Below are 15,939 nucleotides of genomic sequence, written 5' to 3' on the forward strand. Positions count from 1 at the left end.
CAGTTCATGACGCCAGGCGCTACTCGGCGGGGCGCAGCTCCGCGTTCGCGCCGCACTCGCGCAGGAATCGCACGGCCTGCTCGGCCCGGGCCTGGGTGAGCCGCTTCAGCACCGTGTCGGGGATCAACTTCAACAGCCCTGGGACGTCGACGTATCTGCCGTGCCGCAGCTTCTCCAGTCTGAGCGCCACCTCTTTCGCCGAGTATCCCGTCCCGAGAAGCCAGACATCGAACAGCTTCCGCTTGAGCGGCGGCTGCGAGGGTCGGAGCCAGGCCAGTGGATCTCCCAGCGCCTCGTCCTCGGACACCTGCACCGTGACTTCCAGGCCGTGGTGGCGTGCGAGGGTCGCCACCCCGGTGAAGCCCGCCGCGAGGTCGTGGAACGCCGCGCCCAGGGTCAGGACCGGCTCGTTGGGTTTGGAGCCCTCCCTCCACGCGGGCTGGATGTCGAAGGGGGCCTGCATCACCAGCGGCCCATCGTCCGCGTGCAACTCTTCCACGAGGGCGGAGACCGTCGCGGCCTTCGTCTTCTTCGGCAGCGTGCCGCGCAGCTCGAAGCGGCTCACCAGGTCGCCATGCGCGTGCCGGATGACCTTCTCCACCTTCCCGCCGCGCACCTTCAGAAACTCCTCGTAGGAGTCCTGCAACCCCAACGTCCAAGGGTCGTGCAGGATGACCTGATGGCCTGTACTCCAGGCGCGCAGCTCGCCCTGGTCCGCCCAGTCGGCCCCGGTCTGCGTGAGGCTGTTCGCCTGGGTGAAGGCCCGCAGTGGAGAGGGTGTCTCCGGCTCCGGCCCCTCCTCGTTCCATCTGGCCCCGGGCGTCCGGCGCCACCCTTTCTGTGCCGCGAGCACCTCGGACAGCTCGGCCGCCACCTGGGCCGCGAGCTCCTCGGAAGGAAACCGTCCCACGATGGTGTAGCTGCCGCTGTTGTTGCTCGCGAAGGCGTTCCAGACGTGAATCCTCACGACGCCCCTCCCTCGTACGTCTCCAGCCCGTACCCCGCCACGCGCGCGCAGCCCGGCAGCCGCGAGGCCGAGGCCAGCTCCATCCGTCGCTCCCGCCACACCTCCATCACCTCCGCCGCGTCCCTCACCGGGATGGCCACGTGGTGGAAGCTGCACGGCATCACCTTCCGGTCGCTCGTCAGCACGAGGTAGTCCCTTCCCGCGCCGCAGTCCGTGCGCTGGAACAGCCGGGGCACGCTCTCCATGCGCTCGCCCCAGCAGACGTCCAGCTTGAGCTGGCACCGGCCCTCGAGTGCTCGGCCCAACAGCTTCACGCGCCGCGCCAGCTCTCTCGCTTGCTCCGGCGACAGGTGCAGCGCCCGGTCCGCTCCGTTGTAGCTCAGCAGCAGCACGTCCCGGCAGCCGCGTGATACCAGCTCCAGCACCACCGTCTCCAGCGAGGCGAGGCGCTCGGGCGTCACCAGGTAGTTGACGCCGAAGCGTGCCTCCGCGTCCGCCAGCTCCTCCACCTTCCGCCGCCAGTCATTGTCTTCGTAGAGCGACAGCCGGCACTGTCCGTAGCGTCCCCGGATGGCCGCCAGCCGCCGCGCGTTGAGCGCCAGCCCATTGGTGGTGAAGCTCACCGCCAGTGGCGTCTCGTCGTACAGCCGGCACACCAACTCCTCGAAGCGGGGGAACACCCACGGCTCGCCCCCTCCAAAGGCCACCTCCAGCACTCCCGCCTCCGCCAGGCCCGCCAGCATCCGGAAGGCCTCGTCCGCCGTCCAGGCACTCCTCGCCTCCACGTCCCGTGAGCAGAAGGTGCACGCCAGGTTGCATCGGTTGGTGATGCCGAACTGGAGCGCCCTCGGCGCGCGCTGGCGCAGGTGTGCGGTCTCCGGCCCCTCGCACAGCGCGTTCATCCCGCTGTCGCGATCGAAGAGCAGCAGCGCTCCATCCATGGGGAAGCGGCGCAGGCGGGCAAGCGCGGGCGGGACGGGGAGGTGCTCGAAGGAGGGCAGGGGAGCTTCGGCCATGGCGGATGCGCTGACGGTAGGCCGTGGCGGACCTGACGCGCTCGCACGCCAGCTCCACGGGCCGCAGGGCGCGGAGGATAGCCTGGAGGCCCTCGTTTCAGGCAGGTCGAAGGGGGGCGCCCCCCTCTCGCATGGCGTGGGCGGTCGTGCGAGCATGCACGGGTGTTGGTTGGTCGATCCGAGGCCCGGCGATGACGATTCGCGCCAAGGTGTTCCTGTTCGCCTTGTTGGCGGTCGGGCTCGTATGCCTCATGGGCGTCCACCTCTTCGTCGGGGCGCGCAAGGGCCAGTACATCCGCGAGCAGTTGACGGCCATCCAGGAGCAGCGCGACGCCTATGAGCGGCTGCACGGACTCGCCTGGCCCTACCTCAACCAGCTGGCCCAGATGCGGCGGGTGGAGGGCAGCACCACGATTGTGCAGCGCGAGCTGATGGAGAAGGTGGAGCTGGAGCTGGTGCGGCTCGATGAGAGCCTGACCCGGGAGGCGCGGTGGTTGGGGGAAAGGACCGTGGAGTCCGAGCGCCAGTCGCAGCGGGAGCTCCGCGAGGCGCTGAGGCGATGGTCGGAGTGGTCGGCCGCGCGCATCCAGGCTCTCCCCGAGGGCTCCTCGGTGGGCTCCACGTTGGAGTGGTTGCTGTACTCCCAGTTCGAGCAGTCCGTGGGGCAGCGCATCCAGGCCATGCAGCAGGCCGAGAAGGACGAGATGGAGGAGCTGGGGCGCCGCTGGGATGCGAGCGTACAGCTCACCCAACAGCTCGCGCTGGTCTTCCCCGCCATCTGCCTCCTGCTGGTGCTGGCGCTCGCCTTCGCCATCCTCAACCCCTTGCAGCGCTCGCTCCAGGGGCTCATGACCGTGGCGGAGCGCATCGGGCGGGGGGACTTCGACTTCCGCCTCCCCGCCGACGGCCATGACGAGCTGGGCCGGCTCACACACGCCTTCAACCGGATGGCCCGTGAGCTGCGCGAGCTGCTGGACGAGAAGCAGCGGCTCATCCGCGCCGAGGCCGAAGCCACCGAGCGCGAGGCCCGCCGCTACAACGCCCTGCTGGAAGACACGGTGCACACTCGCACCTCCGAGCTCGCCGAGGCCAACACCCGCCTCCAGGACAGCCTCCAGCAGCTCCAGGCCGCCCAGGAGCAGCTGCTCTTCGCGGACCGACTCGCCTCCGTGGGCCGGCTCGCCGCGAGCGTGGGACATGAAATCAACAACCCGCTCGCCTTCATCCTCAGCAACCTGCGCTACGTCCACCAGGAGCTTCAGGAGCTGCCCGGCGCTCCCTCCGAGGAGTCCCGCCAGGAGATGGTCTCCGCGCTCTCCGAGGCGAGCGAGGGCGCCGAGCGCGTGCGCCTCATCGTGCAGGACCTCCGGTCCCTCTCGCGGCCGGATGACATGGTGCTCGGTGCGGTGGACCTGGCGGAGGTGGTGCGCGCCTCGGCCAAGATGGCCCGTCACGAGGTGAGGGACAAGGCGCGGCTGGTGGAGGACTGTGGCGGGGTGCCTCCGGTGCGCGCCAACGCCGCGCGCCTGGGCCAGGTGTTCCTCAACCTCATCATCAACGCGGCGCACGCCATTGCACCGGGCCGGTTGCAGGAGAACGAGATTCGCGTGCAGGCGCGGCTCTCGGCCCCAGGCCACATCACCGTGGAGGTGCGCGACACCGGGGACGGCATCTCCCCCGAGAACCTGCGGCGCATCTTCGACCCGTTCTTCACCACCAAGCCCCAAGGCGTGGGGACGGGGTTGGGGCTGTCGGTGTGCCACCGCATCATCACCGCGCTCGGCGGGGAGATTCGCGTCGAGAGCGAGCTCGGCCGTGGCACCAGCTTCTTCATCACCTTGCCCGTGGCCGAGAGTTCCGACGACTCCGGGCCTTCCTCCGGCCAGTCCGCGGCCTGAGCTGTCACGCGCTGGACGTCCGCGCGCTTCAAGGGCTTCACGAGCGCAAGGTGTTCAACGTTCGGCCTCGTGAAATTCCGCACGCCCCCAGCGTTTGGAAACAGGCATCCCCATGCTGTGGGCACATGTCTCCCGACAATCGGGGGGAGGAGGAACGGATGCCACCGCGTGGAGTGAAGAGCCAGAAGCGTCAGCGGCAGTACTCGAAAATCAAGCAGTCCGCGCGCAAGCGTGGGGCCAGCACGGGCCGAGCCAAGCAGCTTGCCGCTCGCGTCGTGAACAAGCAGCGCAGCAAGGCCGGTGAGGCGAAGGGCTCGTCGAAGAAGAGCTCGACGAGGACCTCCGCGAAGAGCTCGACGCGCCGGGCGAAGCCAGTCCGCAGCACGCGCAGCGTCGGAGGCAAGTCCCGCAGCAGGACCACCGCCAGCGGCAAGACGCGGCGTAAGGCGAGCTCGTCGCGCTCGCGCACCCGCTCCACGTCGTCGCGCTCGCGGGGCAAGAGCTCCTCGTCGCGCTCGAAGAAGTAGGCAAGCCGCGAGCGCCCCCTCTCCCTGTGGGGGAGGGTGGGGGTGAGGGTCTTCTGGGAGGCCCATCACCACAGCCAGGCTGTCACATCTGGATTGGCCCCCCTCCTGCACGGAGGTGCGACGAAGAAGGGGGTCAACCTTGTCGCGTTTCGTGGCCGTCTCCGCAGCCGCCGCTCTCTCTCCTGCTGAACCCTGCTCCAAGCCAGAGCCCAAGAAGTTCCGGCAAGTCATCCCGCTCGAGGATGCCCGTCCTCGGCTGCGGGTCATCCCTTTTCGCTCTGGAGCCCGCCCGGGGCACGAGGCGCTGGCCCCTGGAGAGGGCTGCAGCCTGCACATCGGCCTGTTCGACTCGCGGGACGCTCGTGAGGAGGACAGCGGAGCGCTCTGGCTGCTCTACGCGCTGCACCCGGGCCTGGGCCGCCACCGCGTGCAGGAGTCCCTGCGGGTGCGCCTCTCGGTGTGGTTGCTGCCGGACTGCCCGGAGGACGGTGGCCCCCTCGCGCTCCCCGGTTTGCTGTGCCACGAGGTGCCACTGTGCCAGCCGTCGTGTGCCAATGAGGCCCAGCTCGTGCGGGCCGAGGCGCCTCCGGCCGGCGTGTCCCATGGCTGCTATGTCGCCGCGCTGCCGTACGCCGCCGTGCGCGAGGGGCTCGCACGCCTCGGTGCCGCGGGGGCGGAGGCTTTCTCGCTCGCCCACCTGTTTCACCGCCGCTTCCGGGTGCTGCTGGAGCTGTGCGCCGGGGACAAGGTGCTCTCGTGCGACTCCACGGAGGTGGAGCTCTATGACCTGGGGCGCTTCGGCTCGCTGTACCAGCGGGTGCTGGACGGGCTGGTGCGGCCGGACACGGACGCGCAGGCCGCGAGGCGGGGCGCGTGGGGGCTCTTCTCGATGGCGCACCACCCCTGGTACCCGGTGCTGACCATCGGCATGGACAAGGCGCGGCTGTATCTGGAGGCCATCGAGAGCGATGTTTCGCGGCACACCACGCACCTGCCGGATCCACGCTGGCTGGTGCGCGTGGGGCTGTACCTGGAGCTGCTCACCGTTCTGGGCATCCTCGAGGCCGTGCGCGACGAGTACCCGGACCTGCTCTCCGCCGAGGAGCGCCACCAGCTGGAGACTGCGCCTGCGTTGGCGCCCATTCGCGAGCGGCTGGATGTGGCGGCGTGGCGCGAGGTGTGGGAGCTGCGGCACATCGCCGTGCCGTCACGGCAGCAATGGTGGGGCAGGGTGGTGGAGGCGGGCAACCTGCTGCGCAAGCAGCGAGCGACCCTGGCCTTTCTGGAGGCGCACCACGAGGACCTGGAGCGAGCGCTGGAGCTGGCCGGGCCCGCGCTGGGTGGGACCCATGCGACCTGGCTGCGGGTGTTCCAGGACGCGGAGCGGGCGGTGCTGCGCAACGTGGACGCGGTGTTCCCGGAGCTGCGCATCCTGCCGGCCCAGTGGCGCGAGTGGGTGCTGTGGCGCGAGTGCGGCGACTTCGTGGCGCTGGGCCTGGGTCGGCTGCCGGGGTGGCTGAGCCGGTGTGTGGGGGACCGGGGTGGGCTGTTCGCCTCGGCGAGCCGCGAGTACCGGCGCTCGATGAACGCGGTGGCGCACCGGGCCCGCGAGCGCGGGTGGATGGACTACGTGGGAGGAGAGTGCGTCCCGCGCGAGGCCAGCCTCATCGAGCCCCGCCTGGGTTTCGAGCGGATGCTGCGCGTTCAGCGTGCCGAGTCCGAGGCGGCCGGTTGCCTCCCGGGCGCGGGCTTGCTCGGGCTGGTCTCGAAGTAGCTCCAGTGGAGCGGATCTCCCGCCACGACGGACACCCGCAGCTTCTGGTTGATGATGTACGTGGCGGTTTCCGGCAGGACGACGTTGCTGGTGACGAACTGCTCCGGGATGCTCCGCTGATTGAGGTATTCGAACGTGATGACCGTTCCCTCCTCGATGTCCTGGCTGGCGACGACCACGGGCACGAGGTTCCAGCCCGCGCGGACCTTCCGGTTCGTCCACAACCCGCTGACCACCACTCCGGCGATCAGTCCGATGAGGAGCCCCAGCATCAGGCCCACAGGCGGCTTCTGTTCCATGAGGAGCGTCTCCGGGCGTTCAGTCGCCCAGCGCTGAATGGTACACCCGCGCGAGGGCTCTCGCCTCGTGCGCCACGCCGAAACGTGCCCGGGCCTCCTCGGCGGCGTTGAGCCCCACCTGCCGCGCCCGCTCCGGCTCGTGCAGCAGCTCCCGCAGCAGCTCGCGCAGCTCCGCCACGTTGCCGGGCTCGAAGAGGAAGCCGGTGCGGCCGTGCTCGATGAAGGAGGGCACGTGCGGCAGCCGGCTCATCACCGTGCAGCAGCCGCAGGCCATCGACTCCAGCATCACCATGGAGAAGGACTCGAAGTGCGTGGGGTTCACCAGCACGCTCAGCCCCTGGTACCAGGGCACTACCGGGCGCTGCTCTCCCGCGAGCACCAGGCGCCCTCCCGTCGCGGCGCGTAGCTGCTCCGCCCACGCGCTGTCTCGTCCCTTGGCCAGCCCCACGAGTACGGGCGTCCACTCGGAGGCGGGCAGCTCGGGCAGCAGCGGGGTGAGGGCCTCGACGAAGTCTCCCTGGCCCTTGCTGGGACGGATGCGTCCCACCACGCCCACCCCGCGCCGGCCGCCGAGTCCCAGGGCCTTCCAGGCCGCATCCCTATCCACCGGAGGGGTGAAGCGCTCCAGGTCCACGCCGTGCGGGACGAGCTGCGAGGGCCTCCCCATCCACCCGGCGCTCTGGGCGTTGAGGGTGACGAGCTGCTCGGCGAAGCGGGTGAGGAAGCGGGTGTAGCGGCCCGGCGGCTTCCCTCCATGGCGCGTGTAGACGAGCCGCACCTCCCGGCCCACCAGTCGCAGCAGCAGCCCGGCCAGCAGCTCGTTGTTCCGGTGTGCGTGCCACACCACGGGCTCCTGGCGGATGCGCCGCCATAGCTCGCCCCAGGTGATCCGCGGCACGTCCTCCTCCAGGTTGCCCCCCACCGCTCGCGTCTCCATCAGCCGCGCCAGCTCGGTGACGATGCGCTCGGTGTGGGCGGTGACGCCGGTGCGGCGCCGGTGGAAATGGGGGTGGACGACGAGCAAGGCGCCGCCGTCTGTACCCCACTCCTGATCCGCCCGCATCTGGCGTCTAAATGGTACTCCTTGGCGCCCCTTTGTCAGTGTCTAGGGGGGATGTGGCGCATGTCTCCTACCTTGTGGTATGAAGGTGTGCTCATGCCTACGTCTCTCCCTCGCGGTTGGCTGCTGGGGTTCGCGATCTGGTTCGCGAGCACCGCCTGGCTCTATGCCTACATGAGCCGCGCCCAGGCGGAGCAGTCGTGGGAGCTCCAGCAGTTGCGGCAGGAGGTCTCGGAGATGCACCGGGAGGTACTGTCCTGCCAGCTGGAGGCCCAGGGCCGGGCCGAAGCGCGCAGGTCGGCGCCCACCGACGGGCCCGTGCTCACCCAGGGCCGCCGCTGATCCACCCAGTGGAAGGTCCGTGCAGTCCTAGGACCTCTGGGCCCGTGGAAGTCCCCTCTCCCTCTGGGAGAGGGTCAGGGTGAGGGTTTTCCCCCCAGTGGTTCATGGCTGAGACGAGGGGAGACACGCCGGCGACTACCCTCACCCCCCGCCCTCTCCCAGAGGGAGAGGGCGCATGCGCAACCAGCAGGGCGCTCGCGTGCTGGGCGGCCGGGCTCGGGCCGCACCGGGCTCCCGTGTGAAGAAGCACCCGAGGTCAGAGGTTGACTCCAGGAGGTTACCTCCGGAGTCATCATGGACCGTACGGGCAGTGCAGACCTTCCCCTCCACTCAGGCCGCGTGCCGGATTGGCTCGCCGAGCGCATGGCGCGCATGAGCCGCGTCGTGGTCGAGGCGCTCGTGCTCCACTACGGCCGCCACGAGGTGCTGCGCCGGCTCGCTCACCCCTTCTGGTTCCAGTCGCTCGGCGCCGTCATGGGCATGGACTGGCACTCCTCGGGCGTCACCACCACCGTGCTCGGTGCGCTCAAGCGCGGACTCACCCCGGGCGGGCGCCAGCTCGGGCTGTACGTGGTGGGTGGCAAGGGCATGCAGGCGCGCCGCACCCCCGACGAGCTGCGCATCATCGGAGACCGGGTGGGCATTGATGCGGACGCACTCATCCGCGTCAGCCGGCTCGCAGCCAAGGTGGACAGCGCCGCGGTGCAGGACGGCTTCGAGCTGTATGCCCACAGCCTCATCCTCTCGGACGACAACGCGTGGGCCGTGGTGCAGCAGGGGATGAACGCCGACGCCCGGCAGGCCCGGCGCTACCACTGGCTGTCCGAGGGTCTGGGCAGCTTCGTGGAATCGCCTCACGCCGCCATCGAGGGCCCCAACCAGGGCGTCATCCTCAACCTCACGGACAGACGCGCCTCGCGGGCCCGGGCCGCGCAGGTGGAGCTGGTGTCCCAGGGGCCGGACGTGGTGCTGGGCGCGCTGCGCAAGCTGCGTCCTCGGCTGGAGCCCGCGCCCGTCCCCTTCACCCCGCTGCTGCCCCACCTGCAGATGCCCGTGCACGAGGAGGTGACGCGTGACGATGTGCTGCTGCGCCGGCTCCACGGCACGCTGGCCGCCGCGGCCGAGCAGGGCCCTCGGGACTTCGCCGAGCTGCTGCTCACCCCGGGCGTGGGCGCGCGCACGGTAGCGGCGCTGGCCAGCGTGGCCGAGGTGATCCACGGTTCGCCCTCACGCTTCACGGACCCGGCGCGCTTCGCCTTCGCTCAGGGCGGTAAGGATCGGCACCCCTTCCCGGTGCGGCTGGATGTCTATGACGAGACACTGCGCGTGCTGCGCTCGGCGGTGGATGCGGCGAAGTTGGGCAACGCCGAGCGGCTCCAGGCCATCCGCGAGCTGGATAGACAGGCGCGCCGGCTCGAGGCCCTGGTGGCCAAGACTTCCACCGGAGCCTCCTTCGAAGAACTCGTCCAAGAGGGGTGGAAGGACGTCCCCGAGCTGCTGCCCACCGACGCGCCTCCGCGCCGGCCCTCGGGACGTCCTGGCTGGCGGCGTCAGCGCGTGGAGCGGAGTCAGCTGGAGCTGCCCGGCCTGGACGATGAGACTCCGGGGGGTTCCTCGTCTCCCTCCCGATAAATAGCTTTCTCGGCGTCTGCTCCACTGGAGGGCGAGGGGCCGGCCCCGAAGGGGGACGCTCGACGTGCAGGACCGCTGTTTCCTTCCTGGGCGGGACCGGTCGGGGTGGATCGTGACGGTAATCTGTCCGGTGGCGCCTGCCCCCCCAGGCGAGTAGGGAGCCCTCATCGTGTCGAGCAGCCACTCCGCACCTCCCGCGCGACGGGGGACCCAGCTCAAGCGGGCCTCTCCTCCGCGGATGGAGGGGCGGGTGTTGGTGGTGGATGACACGGACGCCAAGCGCTACCTCATCGTCCATACGCTGCGCCTGGCGGGCATGCAGGTGGTGGAGGCGGTGAGTGGTGCGGAGGCCCTCGCGGCGGCCCGGTCGGGGCCGGACGTGGTGGTGCTGGACGTGCGCCTGCCGGACATGAGCGGCTTCGAGGTGTGCCGCCGACTCAAGGAGGACCCGGCCACCGCTGCCATTCGGGTGCTCTACAGCTCCGCGCTGCTGCAGGACGCGGAGTTGGAGGAGCGGCTCTTCGAGGATGGCGCGGATGGCTACATTTCCCAGCCCATCGAGTCCCGGCACCTGGTGGCGCAGACCTGGGCACTGGTGCGGATGCGCCGGGCCGAGCTGGAGCGTCAGCGCGAGCGCGAGGCGTCCCAGGCCGAGCAGGCCCGGCTGCAGTGCGAGCTGGAGAAGACGCGGGCCCGGGCGCGCCGGCTCACCGAGTCGGGGGTGGACCTCTCCGAGCGCCGAGAGGCCGAGCGCCGGCTCAAGCACCTCATGGCGGAGCTGGAGTCCAGCGAGGCTCGGCTTCGCCTGGCGCTGGACTCGGCCGAGCTGGGCGCGTGGAGCTATGACCTCACCACCCTCGAGCACCACTGGGACACGCGCGCCAAGGAGCTGTTCGGGCTGCCGCCGGAGGCTCCGGTGGACATGGAGCTGTGGCGAGCGGCAACCCACCCCGAGGATCGGGAGTGGGTGGAGGCGTCGGTCCGGCGCGCGGTGGCCCGGGAGAATGAGGGCTTCTTCTCGGCCGAGTACCGGACGGTGGGGGTGCAGGACGGGGTGTTGCGGTGGGTTGCCTCTCGGGGCCGAGTCCTCTTCGACGCGGACGGGCGGCCCACCCGGCTCTCGGGCACCTACCTGGACATCACCGAGCGCAAGCTGGACGCGCAGCGCGCCGCGGACCTCCAGGCCACCACTGCTGCCTTCGCGCATGCGCTCACCTCCGAGCAGGTGGGGAAGGCGCTGGTGGAGCACGGGCTGAAGTCCCTGGACGCCTATGCGGGTGCCCTCTGCCTGGTGGAGGGCGAGCACATGCGCATCCTCAGCTACTTCGGCTACCCCATCCGCTTCGCCCAGGACAACAGCCTCTTTCCACTCGGCGTTCGCACCCCCTCCACCGTGGCCATTCTCGAGGGGCGGACTGTTGCGCTCCAGGCCTCGGAGTCCATGGAGCGGGAGTGGCCCGAGTTCGCCCAGCTGCTCCAGGGGAGCCGCAGCCGCTCCTGGCTGAGCACGCCGTTGAGGGATGGAGCGCGGGTGGTGGGCGTGCTGGGGCTGAGCTTCTCCTCGCTGCGCCGCTTCAGCGCGCAGGACAAGGCGCACCTGGAGTCGATCTGCCGGTTGTGTACCCAGGCCCTGGAGCGGGCCCGGCTCTACGAGGAGGAGCGGCGGGAGAAGGAGGAGGCCCGGGAGCGCTCCGAGCTGGAGCAGCAGTACCTGGGCATGGTGAGCCATGATTTGCGCAACCCGCTGGCCGCCATCTCGCTGGGGGCGCGCACGCTGCAGCGATTGCAGCGGCCGACGCCGGAGGCGGTGTTGCGCACGGCTGGGCGCATCGCAACGAGCGCGGACAACATGGGGCGGATGATCTCCGATCTGCTCGACTTCACGCGGGGGCGGCTGGGCGGAGGCATTCCGCTGCAGCGCACGCGCAATGACCTGGTGCGGTTGTGTCAGGAAGTCATCGACGAGTTCATGGTGACGCACCCGGACCGGCGCATCCTCCTGGAGGGAGACGCGCGCTGCGAGGGGTGGTGGGACGGGGAGCGCATGCGCCAGGTGCTCTCCAACCTGCTGTCCAACGCGCTGAGGCACTCACGAGCGGGGACCGCGGTGGCCGTGCGGGCCCGGGAGCTGGAGGGCGAGGTGGAGCTGGCGGTGTCCAACGAGGGCGAGCCCATTCCGGCCGAGCTGCTGCCGGTGCTCTTCGAGCCGTTCCGCCGGGGCATGGCGAAGTTCCGGCCGGCGGGCAGCCTGGGCCTGGGCCTCTTCATCGTGCATCAGGTGGTGACGGGGCACGGCGGGCGGGTGGAGGTGGGCTCGGTTGGGGGCGTCACCTCCTTCTCCGTACGGATGCCGCGCGGGGCCTAGTACTACTGTGTCATGAAGTGGAGGAATTGCCGACGCAGCAGGAGGTTGCTGGCCCATGCCGGTACGAGCAAGCACGCCCGAGGAGAGGCTCGAGGCGTACCTCCATCGGTTGGGGACGGTAATGGGATACGCGGCTCGGCTGGAGCCGTTGCGCGGCGACCCGACGGGACTGCTGTTACCGGGCGAGCGCAATAGCGTGGAGCCAATGGCGGCGAAACTCGAGTCCACGCGAGTCAGGGCGCGGCACCAGTCGCTGCTGTTTCCAATGGGTGAGGGGGATTGCACCAGGGTGCTTTCGCCTCGCTGGGCGTGGGGGTGGACAATGCGCGCTGAGGCCCTGGTGCTCAGGTGGGCGGCGCTGCTGATGGGCGCCGTGCTGCTCTCCACCGGTTGCGTCACGCTCGGGCCGCGACACGGCGGCAGCACCTCGGAGGGCGCCCGCGCCCTCTCCACGCTGCGGGAGGCGGGCGCGACGGTGCCTCCTCTTGATGCGCGCTCCTCTCTTGCTTCCATGGAGGCGGGCGAGCACGCCTTCTCCTCCGGGGTGCACGAGCAGGAGCGGCTGCGCCGCCGCCGCAGTGCCCGCGGGCTGGGCTCGTCCTCCGCCCTGGAGAGCCCGGGCGAGGCGTCCGCGGACGAGGTGGCCAGCACGGGGCTCGTTCCCGAGGAGCCGCCCTCGTGCGGAGGGCAGGCCGTGCCTCCGGGCTGGCCCGACTTCGCCTCCAGCCGTGAGGAGTTACTGGCGCCCTTCCTCACCTGCACCTCGCCCGGGGAAGTCCTCGCCCTGCAGGAGCGGGTGGACATGCCCCGGCTGCTGGAGGCCCTGGATGACTGGCGCGCGGTGCGCTTCGGTGCCCTGGGCCCACCGCGCGAGGATGTTGCCCGCCTGCTCAACGAAAAGCGCACCGCCCTCCTCGTGAAGGCTCCCGAGGCCTATGGGCGCCTCTACTCCGCGGTGCTCGCCGTCTTCATCGTCGACTCGGCCTATGACGATGACTTGAGGGAGATTCTCTTCCTGCTGGCCCGGGACAAGCGGCTGGAGGAAACCCTCGCGCTGCTGCCCGCCTTCCAGGTGGCGCTGGAGAAGAGGGGGCTGAAGCCCAAGGCCCGTGTGGACAGGGACTCCGAATTCGGAGACGTGGGCCGAGGCGTTCTCCGATTCGGCGCCGACGCGCTCTCCAGCACTCTCGTGAGCGACGGAGGGCGTGAGCTCGCCTTCTTCCCCATACGGAGCCAACTGCCGCCGGAGTACCAGGAGGCCCTCGCTAGGGCCCAGCGGGAACTGGTGGAGCACGCCTCCGTGGGCACCCTGGCGCTGAGTGCGTTTGACGACCTCACCTTTGGTGTTCCGCTGGGTGGCTACCACTTCGCCGCCAACTCCCTGCATGGCGTGCGGCTGCTCTGGCAGGGAGAGTGGGAGCAGGGCACGCGCGAGGTGGCGCCGGCGCTGGTGCTGGCCTTCGTCGCGGGTGGCAAGGGCGTGCGCCACCTCGCCAAGGGAGAAGGTGCCACGGGGGGGCGCCTGCGCACCGGGTTGGAGGCCGTGGAAGCGCGGCTGCGGACGCTGACGGAGACGGCGCGGCAGCTTCACGGGTTGCTGGGCCCGGAGGGCCTGCGGCAGGTGGTGCGCGACATCCGGGCCAGCCGGGAGGCGGGCCGCTTCGTCGCTGCGGGCGGAGCGGACGCCGCGCTGGCGCTGCTCGAGGCCGGGGGAAATGTGGCCAGGGCCCGGCCGCTCATGTCCAGGGCCAGACCCGGGGCCTCGGGCTCCCCAGTGAAGAGTGGAGAGAGAGCCAGCACCGGGAAAGCCACCGCGGCGGCGGACGATGCCGCACGACCCTTCCCGAAGCAGGCCCCTGTCACGGAGGGCCTGGGCACCCTGGCCTCGCTGGTGGACGAGGGAGCGGGCCACACGCTCCCGGTGGTGGAGGCGAAGCTCGCGGCGGCGGAGCTCGAGGCCGCGGGCCTGCGCCTGCCCAAGGACGTGAGGGTGCTGGAACAGCACCGCCCCTCCCTCGAAGCCCCGCCGCCCGAGGCCCAGGGCAACCCGCGCTGGCGCGAGTACGTCGAGTACTACAACACGCGCTTCAAAGAGGTGGAGAGTGGCACGGCCGCCGAGGGCCCCCTCAAGTGGGCGCCCTACGAGCAGTTGCGCGGGTGGTTTGCCCGGGGGCTGGCCTTCGAGCGCGACATGGTGAGGATGCTGCAAGAGGACGCGAAGAAGCCTCGGGCTCAGCGCAGCTTTCTCGGGGACTTCGACAGGCCGCGCATCGAAATCCAGGTGGGCGTGAGGAAGCCGGGCACCGGCCTGCGCTACGCGGATGTGCTCGTCATCGAGGAAGGCGCGCTCGGCGGAGGGCCACGGCGCGTGGAGTCATTCAGTTTCAAGAGCCGCGACCTCTCGGGGCTGGGGGAAAAAGCCCTGAAAGCTCAAATGATCGAGGACGCAAGCGAGGCCCTACAGAAGTACGGTGAGGCGCTGGATATCCGCCGAGGCTCCCTCCAGTCCCTTTTACCAGGGAGCGGTGAGGTGCAGGTGTCGAGAGTTCGCCTCATCTACGAGGGGGGCAAACCCATGCCCAAGAATGTGGACCTGTTGAAGACAGCCGTGGACGAGACCAAGGCAGCGGTTCCGGGAGTGGAGGTGGTGTTTCAATGAAGTGGCTGAGCGTGCACGATCTGAAGCCGGAGGATCTCCTCCGACTCGAGTTCGACACTGTCTTCGACCAGCAGGCGGCGCTGGAGGGACAGCTGGAGCCCTTTCTCCAGGCACTCGAGGAGTACGCCGGCGAGTGGTTGCCGGACGTCGTTGAAGGCAAGCGGCGCCGCAAATACTCCCGCGCCGCCGTCTGGAAGTCCCTTGAAGAGGAGCGCGGCCAAAGAACATTGGGGCTCGGACTTTATCGGACGAAGTGGCCCGCGTTGGACATGTCGCTCAGTCTCTGGTTTCCGCCGCTGCCTCCCAAGCTGGGAATCTTCATCAACGTGAAGCCCCTCTCCTTCTTCGCGGGGGCGGAGCGCTGCCAGCACTTCGTGGAAATGGTGCGCGCATGGGCTTCGCATTACCCCGTTACGTACGCTAAGGCCCACAGCACTGATGACACGCAATTGACGGACTCGCCCAACTTCGGCCGCGACGACGAGACTCGCCGCAGAGACGGGTTCGACAAAGTCTACGAGGTGTTCTGGCTCAACGTCTTCGGTCCCAAACTGGTGGAGACGGTCGGTCGCGAGCGAATGCTGTCCACCCCAGCCCACTGTGTGGAGGAACTGCCCAACGGCTCCGTCCTCCTGGTGACGTGGCCCACCGTGGCGGATTTCGCCAGCAAGGAGGCACGGCTCGCACAGGCTCGCGCCCACGCCCACCTCCGGCCGGACCTCGACTTCGACACCGTGCTGCGTACCTTGCATGAGCGCAGTGCCATGCTCGCCCCTGTGGAACCCCGTTTCCATCCGGACCTGGCCCCGCTTCTCTCGCGGGTGGTGGACGGCGCCGCGAGTCACGAGCGTCAGCGCAGGATCGCCGAGCTCAACGCGTGGTGCCCTCCTGAGCCCGAGGAGTGGCGCCCTGCTGACTCTGCCCTTCCTGCGGATGTAGAGAATGTGGAGCGCGCTCTCCAGCAGTACAGCCTCTACGCCGAGCATCTCGTGGCGCTGCTGCACTCGGAGGTGCCCTCCGTCTTCGAGGCCACGCCCGAGTCGCTCACGGATGCCGACTTCTACTTCTGGCGCGAGGAGTTCCCGAAGAGCCGCCAGCGGGAAGCCATCGACGAGCACGCGGTGCCCGCCATTGGCGCGTACCTGGGCGAGGTGCTGGTGCGCAACCTGGGCGGCCGGTGGATTCCGCGACAGAAGCTCGAGGAGGCCCAGGTCCTCGTGGGCAACCGTGTCTGGCTTCCTTTCGTCCGGGCCCGCAACTACATGCGCTCGCTCCAGGCTCTGCTGGACTGCTCCCTCACCTGGCTCTACCGCGTGGCCGAGCGGCACCGGGGCTGAAGCGTGAAACGACACGGTACCACCCTGGACATGAAGCTGCGGCTGGAGGTGGGGCGGCGGCAC

Annotated in this window: 12 protein-coding genes; 7 read left to right on the forward strand and 5 right to left on the reverse strand. The window is 69.8% G+C overall.

Translation table 11 applies throughout. From position 1 onward, the window contains the following. Positions 1 to 19: 19 nt before the first annotated feature. The gene (locus OV287_RS00295) at positions 20 to 967 is read right to left on the reverse strand and encodes a hypothetical protein (protein ID WP_267531930.1); all 948 of its coding nucleotides are present in this window, start codon (positions 965 to 967) and stop codon (positions 20 to 22) included. Beyond that, positions 964 to 1,983, reverse strand: coding sequence for a radical SAM protein (locus tag OV287_RS00300; RefSeq protein WP_267531931.1), 1,020 nt, complete (start codon positions 1,981 to 1,983; stop codon positions 964 to 966). The genes OV287_RS00295 and OV287_RS00300 overlap by 4 nt, the downstream gene beginning before the upstream one ends. A 191-nt stretch (positions 1,984 to 2,174) precedes the next feature. Between OV287_RS00300 and OV287_RS00305 the strand changes: the two genes are divergently transcribed. Continuing rightward, positions 2,175 to 3,881: a sensor histidine kinase gene (locus OV287_RS00305; RefSeq protein WP_267531932.1), complete on the forward strand. Its 1,707-nt coding sequence runs from the start codon at positions 2,175 to 2,177 to the stop codon at positions 3,879 to 3,881. A gap of 190 nt (positions 3,882 to 4,071) precedes the next feature. On the opposite strand, the gene OV287_RS00310 is transcribed toward OV287_RS00305, so the two are convergent. Beyond that, entirely contained in the window at positions 4,072 to 4,380 is a 309-nt protein-coding gene (locus OV287_RS00310; protein ID WP_267531933.1) for a hypothetical protein, read from the reverse strand. A gap of 167 nt (positions 4,381 to 4,547) precedes the next feature. On the opposite strand from OV287_RS00310, the gene OV287_RS00315 reads away from it, so the two are divergent. Further along, a complete protein-coding gene (locus OV287_RS00315; protein WP_267531934.1) occupies positions 4,548 to 6,182 on the forward strand; it encodes a hypothetical protein in 1,635 nt (544 codons plus the stop codon). Here the strand turns inward: OV287_RS00315 and OV287_RS00320 are convergent. Both OV287_RS00320 and OV287_RS00325 read right to left on the reverse strand, forming a co-directional pair. Then, positions 6,113 to 6,481, reverse strand: a complete 369-nt coding sequence (locus tag OV287_RS00320; RefSeq protein WP_267531935.1) for an SAF domain-containing protein — start codon at positions 6,479 to 6,481, stop codon at positions 6,113 to 6,115. The genes OV287_RS00315 and OV287_RS00320 overlap by 70 nt on opposite strands. 19 nt (positions 6,482 to 6,500) lie before the next feature. After that, positions 6,501 to 7,544 carry a glycosyltransferase family 4 protein gene (locus OV287_RS00325; RefSeq protein WP_267531936.1) on the reverse strand — a complete coding sequence of 348 codons (1,044 nt, stop codon included), beginning with the start codon at positions 7,542 to 7,544 and terminating at the stop codon, positions 6,501 to 6,503. Between the two features lie 93 nt (positions 7,545 to 7,637). Here OV287_RS00325 and OV287_RS00330 point away from each other — a divergent pair, with 93 nt between their 5' ends. The 5 genes from OV287_RS00330 to OV287_RS00350 all read left to right on the forward strand — a co-directional run bounded on the left by OV287_RS00330 (position 7,638) and on the right by OV287_RS00350 (position 15,876). Then, positions 7,638 to 7,883 carry a hypothetical protein gene (locus tag OV287_RS00330; protein ID WP_267531937.1) on the forward strand — a complete coding sequence of 82 codons (246 nt, stop codon included), beginning with the start codon at positions 7,638 to 7,640 and terminating at the stop codon, positions 7,881 to 7,883. Between the two features lie 294 nt (positions 7,884 to 8,177). Then, positions 8,178 to 9,515, forward strand: a complete 1,338-nt coding sequence (locus tag OV287_RS00335; protein WP_267531938.1) for a DUF763 domain-containing protein — start codon at positions 8,178 to 8,180, stop codon at positions 9,513 to 9,515. A gap of 169 nt (positions 9,516 to 9,684) precedes the next feature. Further along, positions 9,685 to 11,880 carry an ATP-binding protein gene (locus OV287_RS00340; RefSeq protein WP_267531939.1) on the forward strand — a complete coding sequence of 732 codons (2,196 nt, stop codon included), beginning with the start codon at positions 9,685 to 9,687 and terminating at the stop codon, positions 11,878 to 11,880. Positions 11,881 to 11,935: 55 nt separating this feature from the next. Then, positions 11,936 to 14,539 carry a hypothetical protein gene (locus tag OV287_RS00345; RefSeq protein ID WP_373371795.1) on the forward strand — a complete coding sequence of 868 codons (2,604 nt, stop codon included), beginning with the start codon at positions 11,936 to 11,938 and terminating at the stop codon, positions 14,537 to 14,539. Then, complete coding sequence (locus OV287_RS00350) at positions 14,536 to 15,876, forward strand: hypothetical protein (protein WP_267531940.1); 1,341 nt, start codon at positions 14,536 to 14,538, stop codon at positions 15,874 to 15,876. Before OV287_RS00345 ends, OV287_RS00350 begins: the two co-directional genes overlap by 4 nt. Positions 15,877 to 15,939: the final 63 nt, after the last annotated feature.

The organism is Archangium lansingense (genome assembly GCF_026626635.1).
GTDB lineage: Bacteria > Myxococcota > Myxococcia > Myxococcales > Myxococcaceae > Archangium > Archangium lansingense.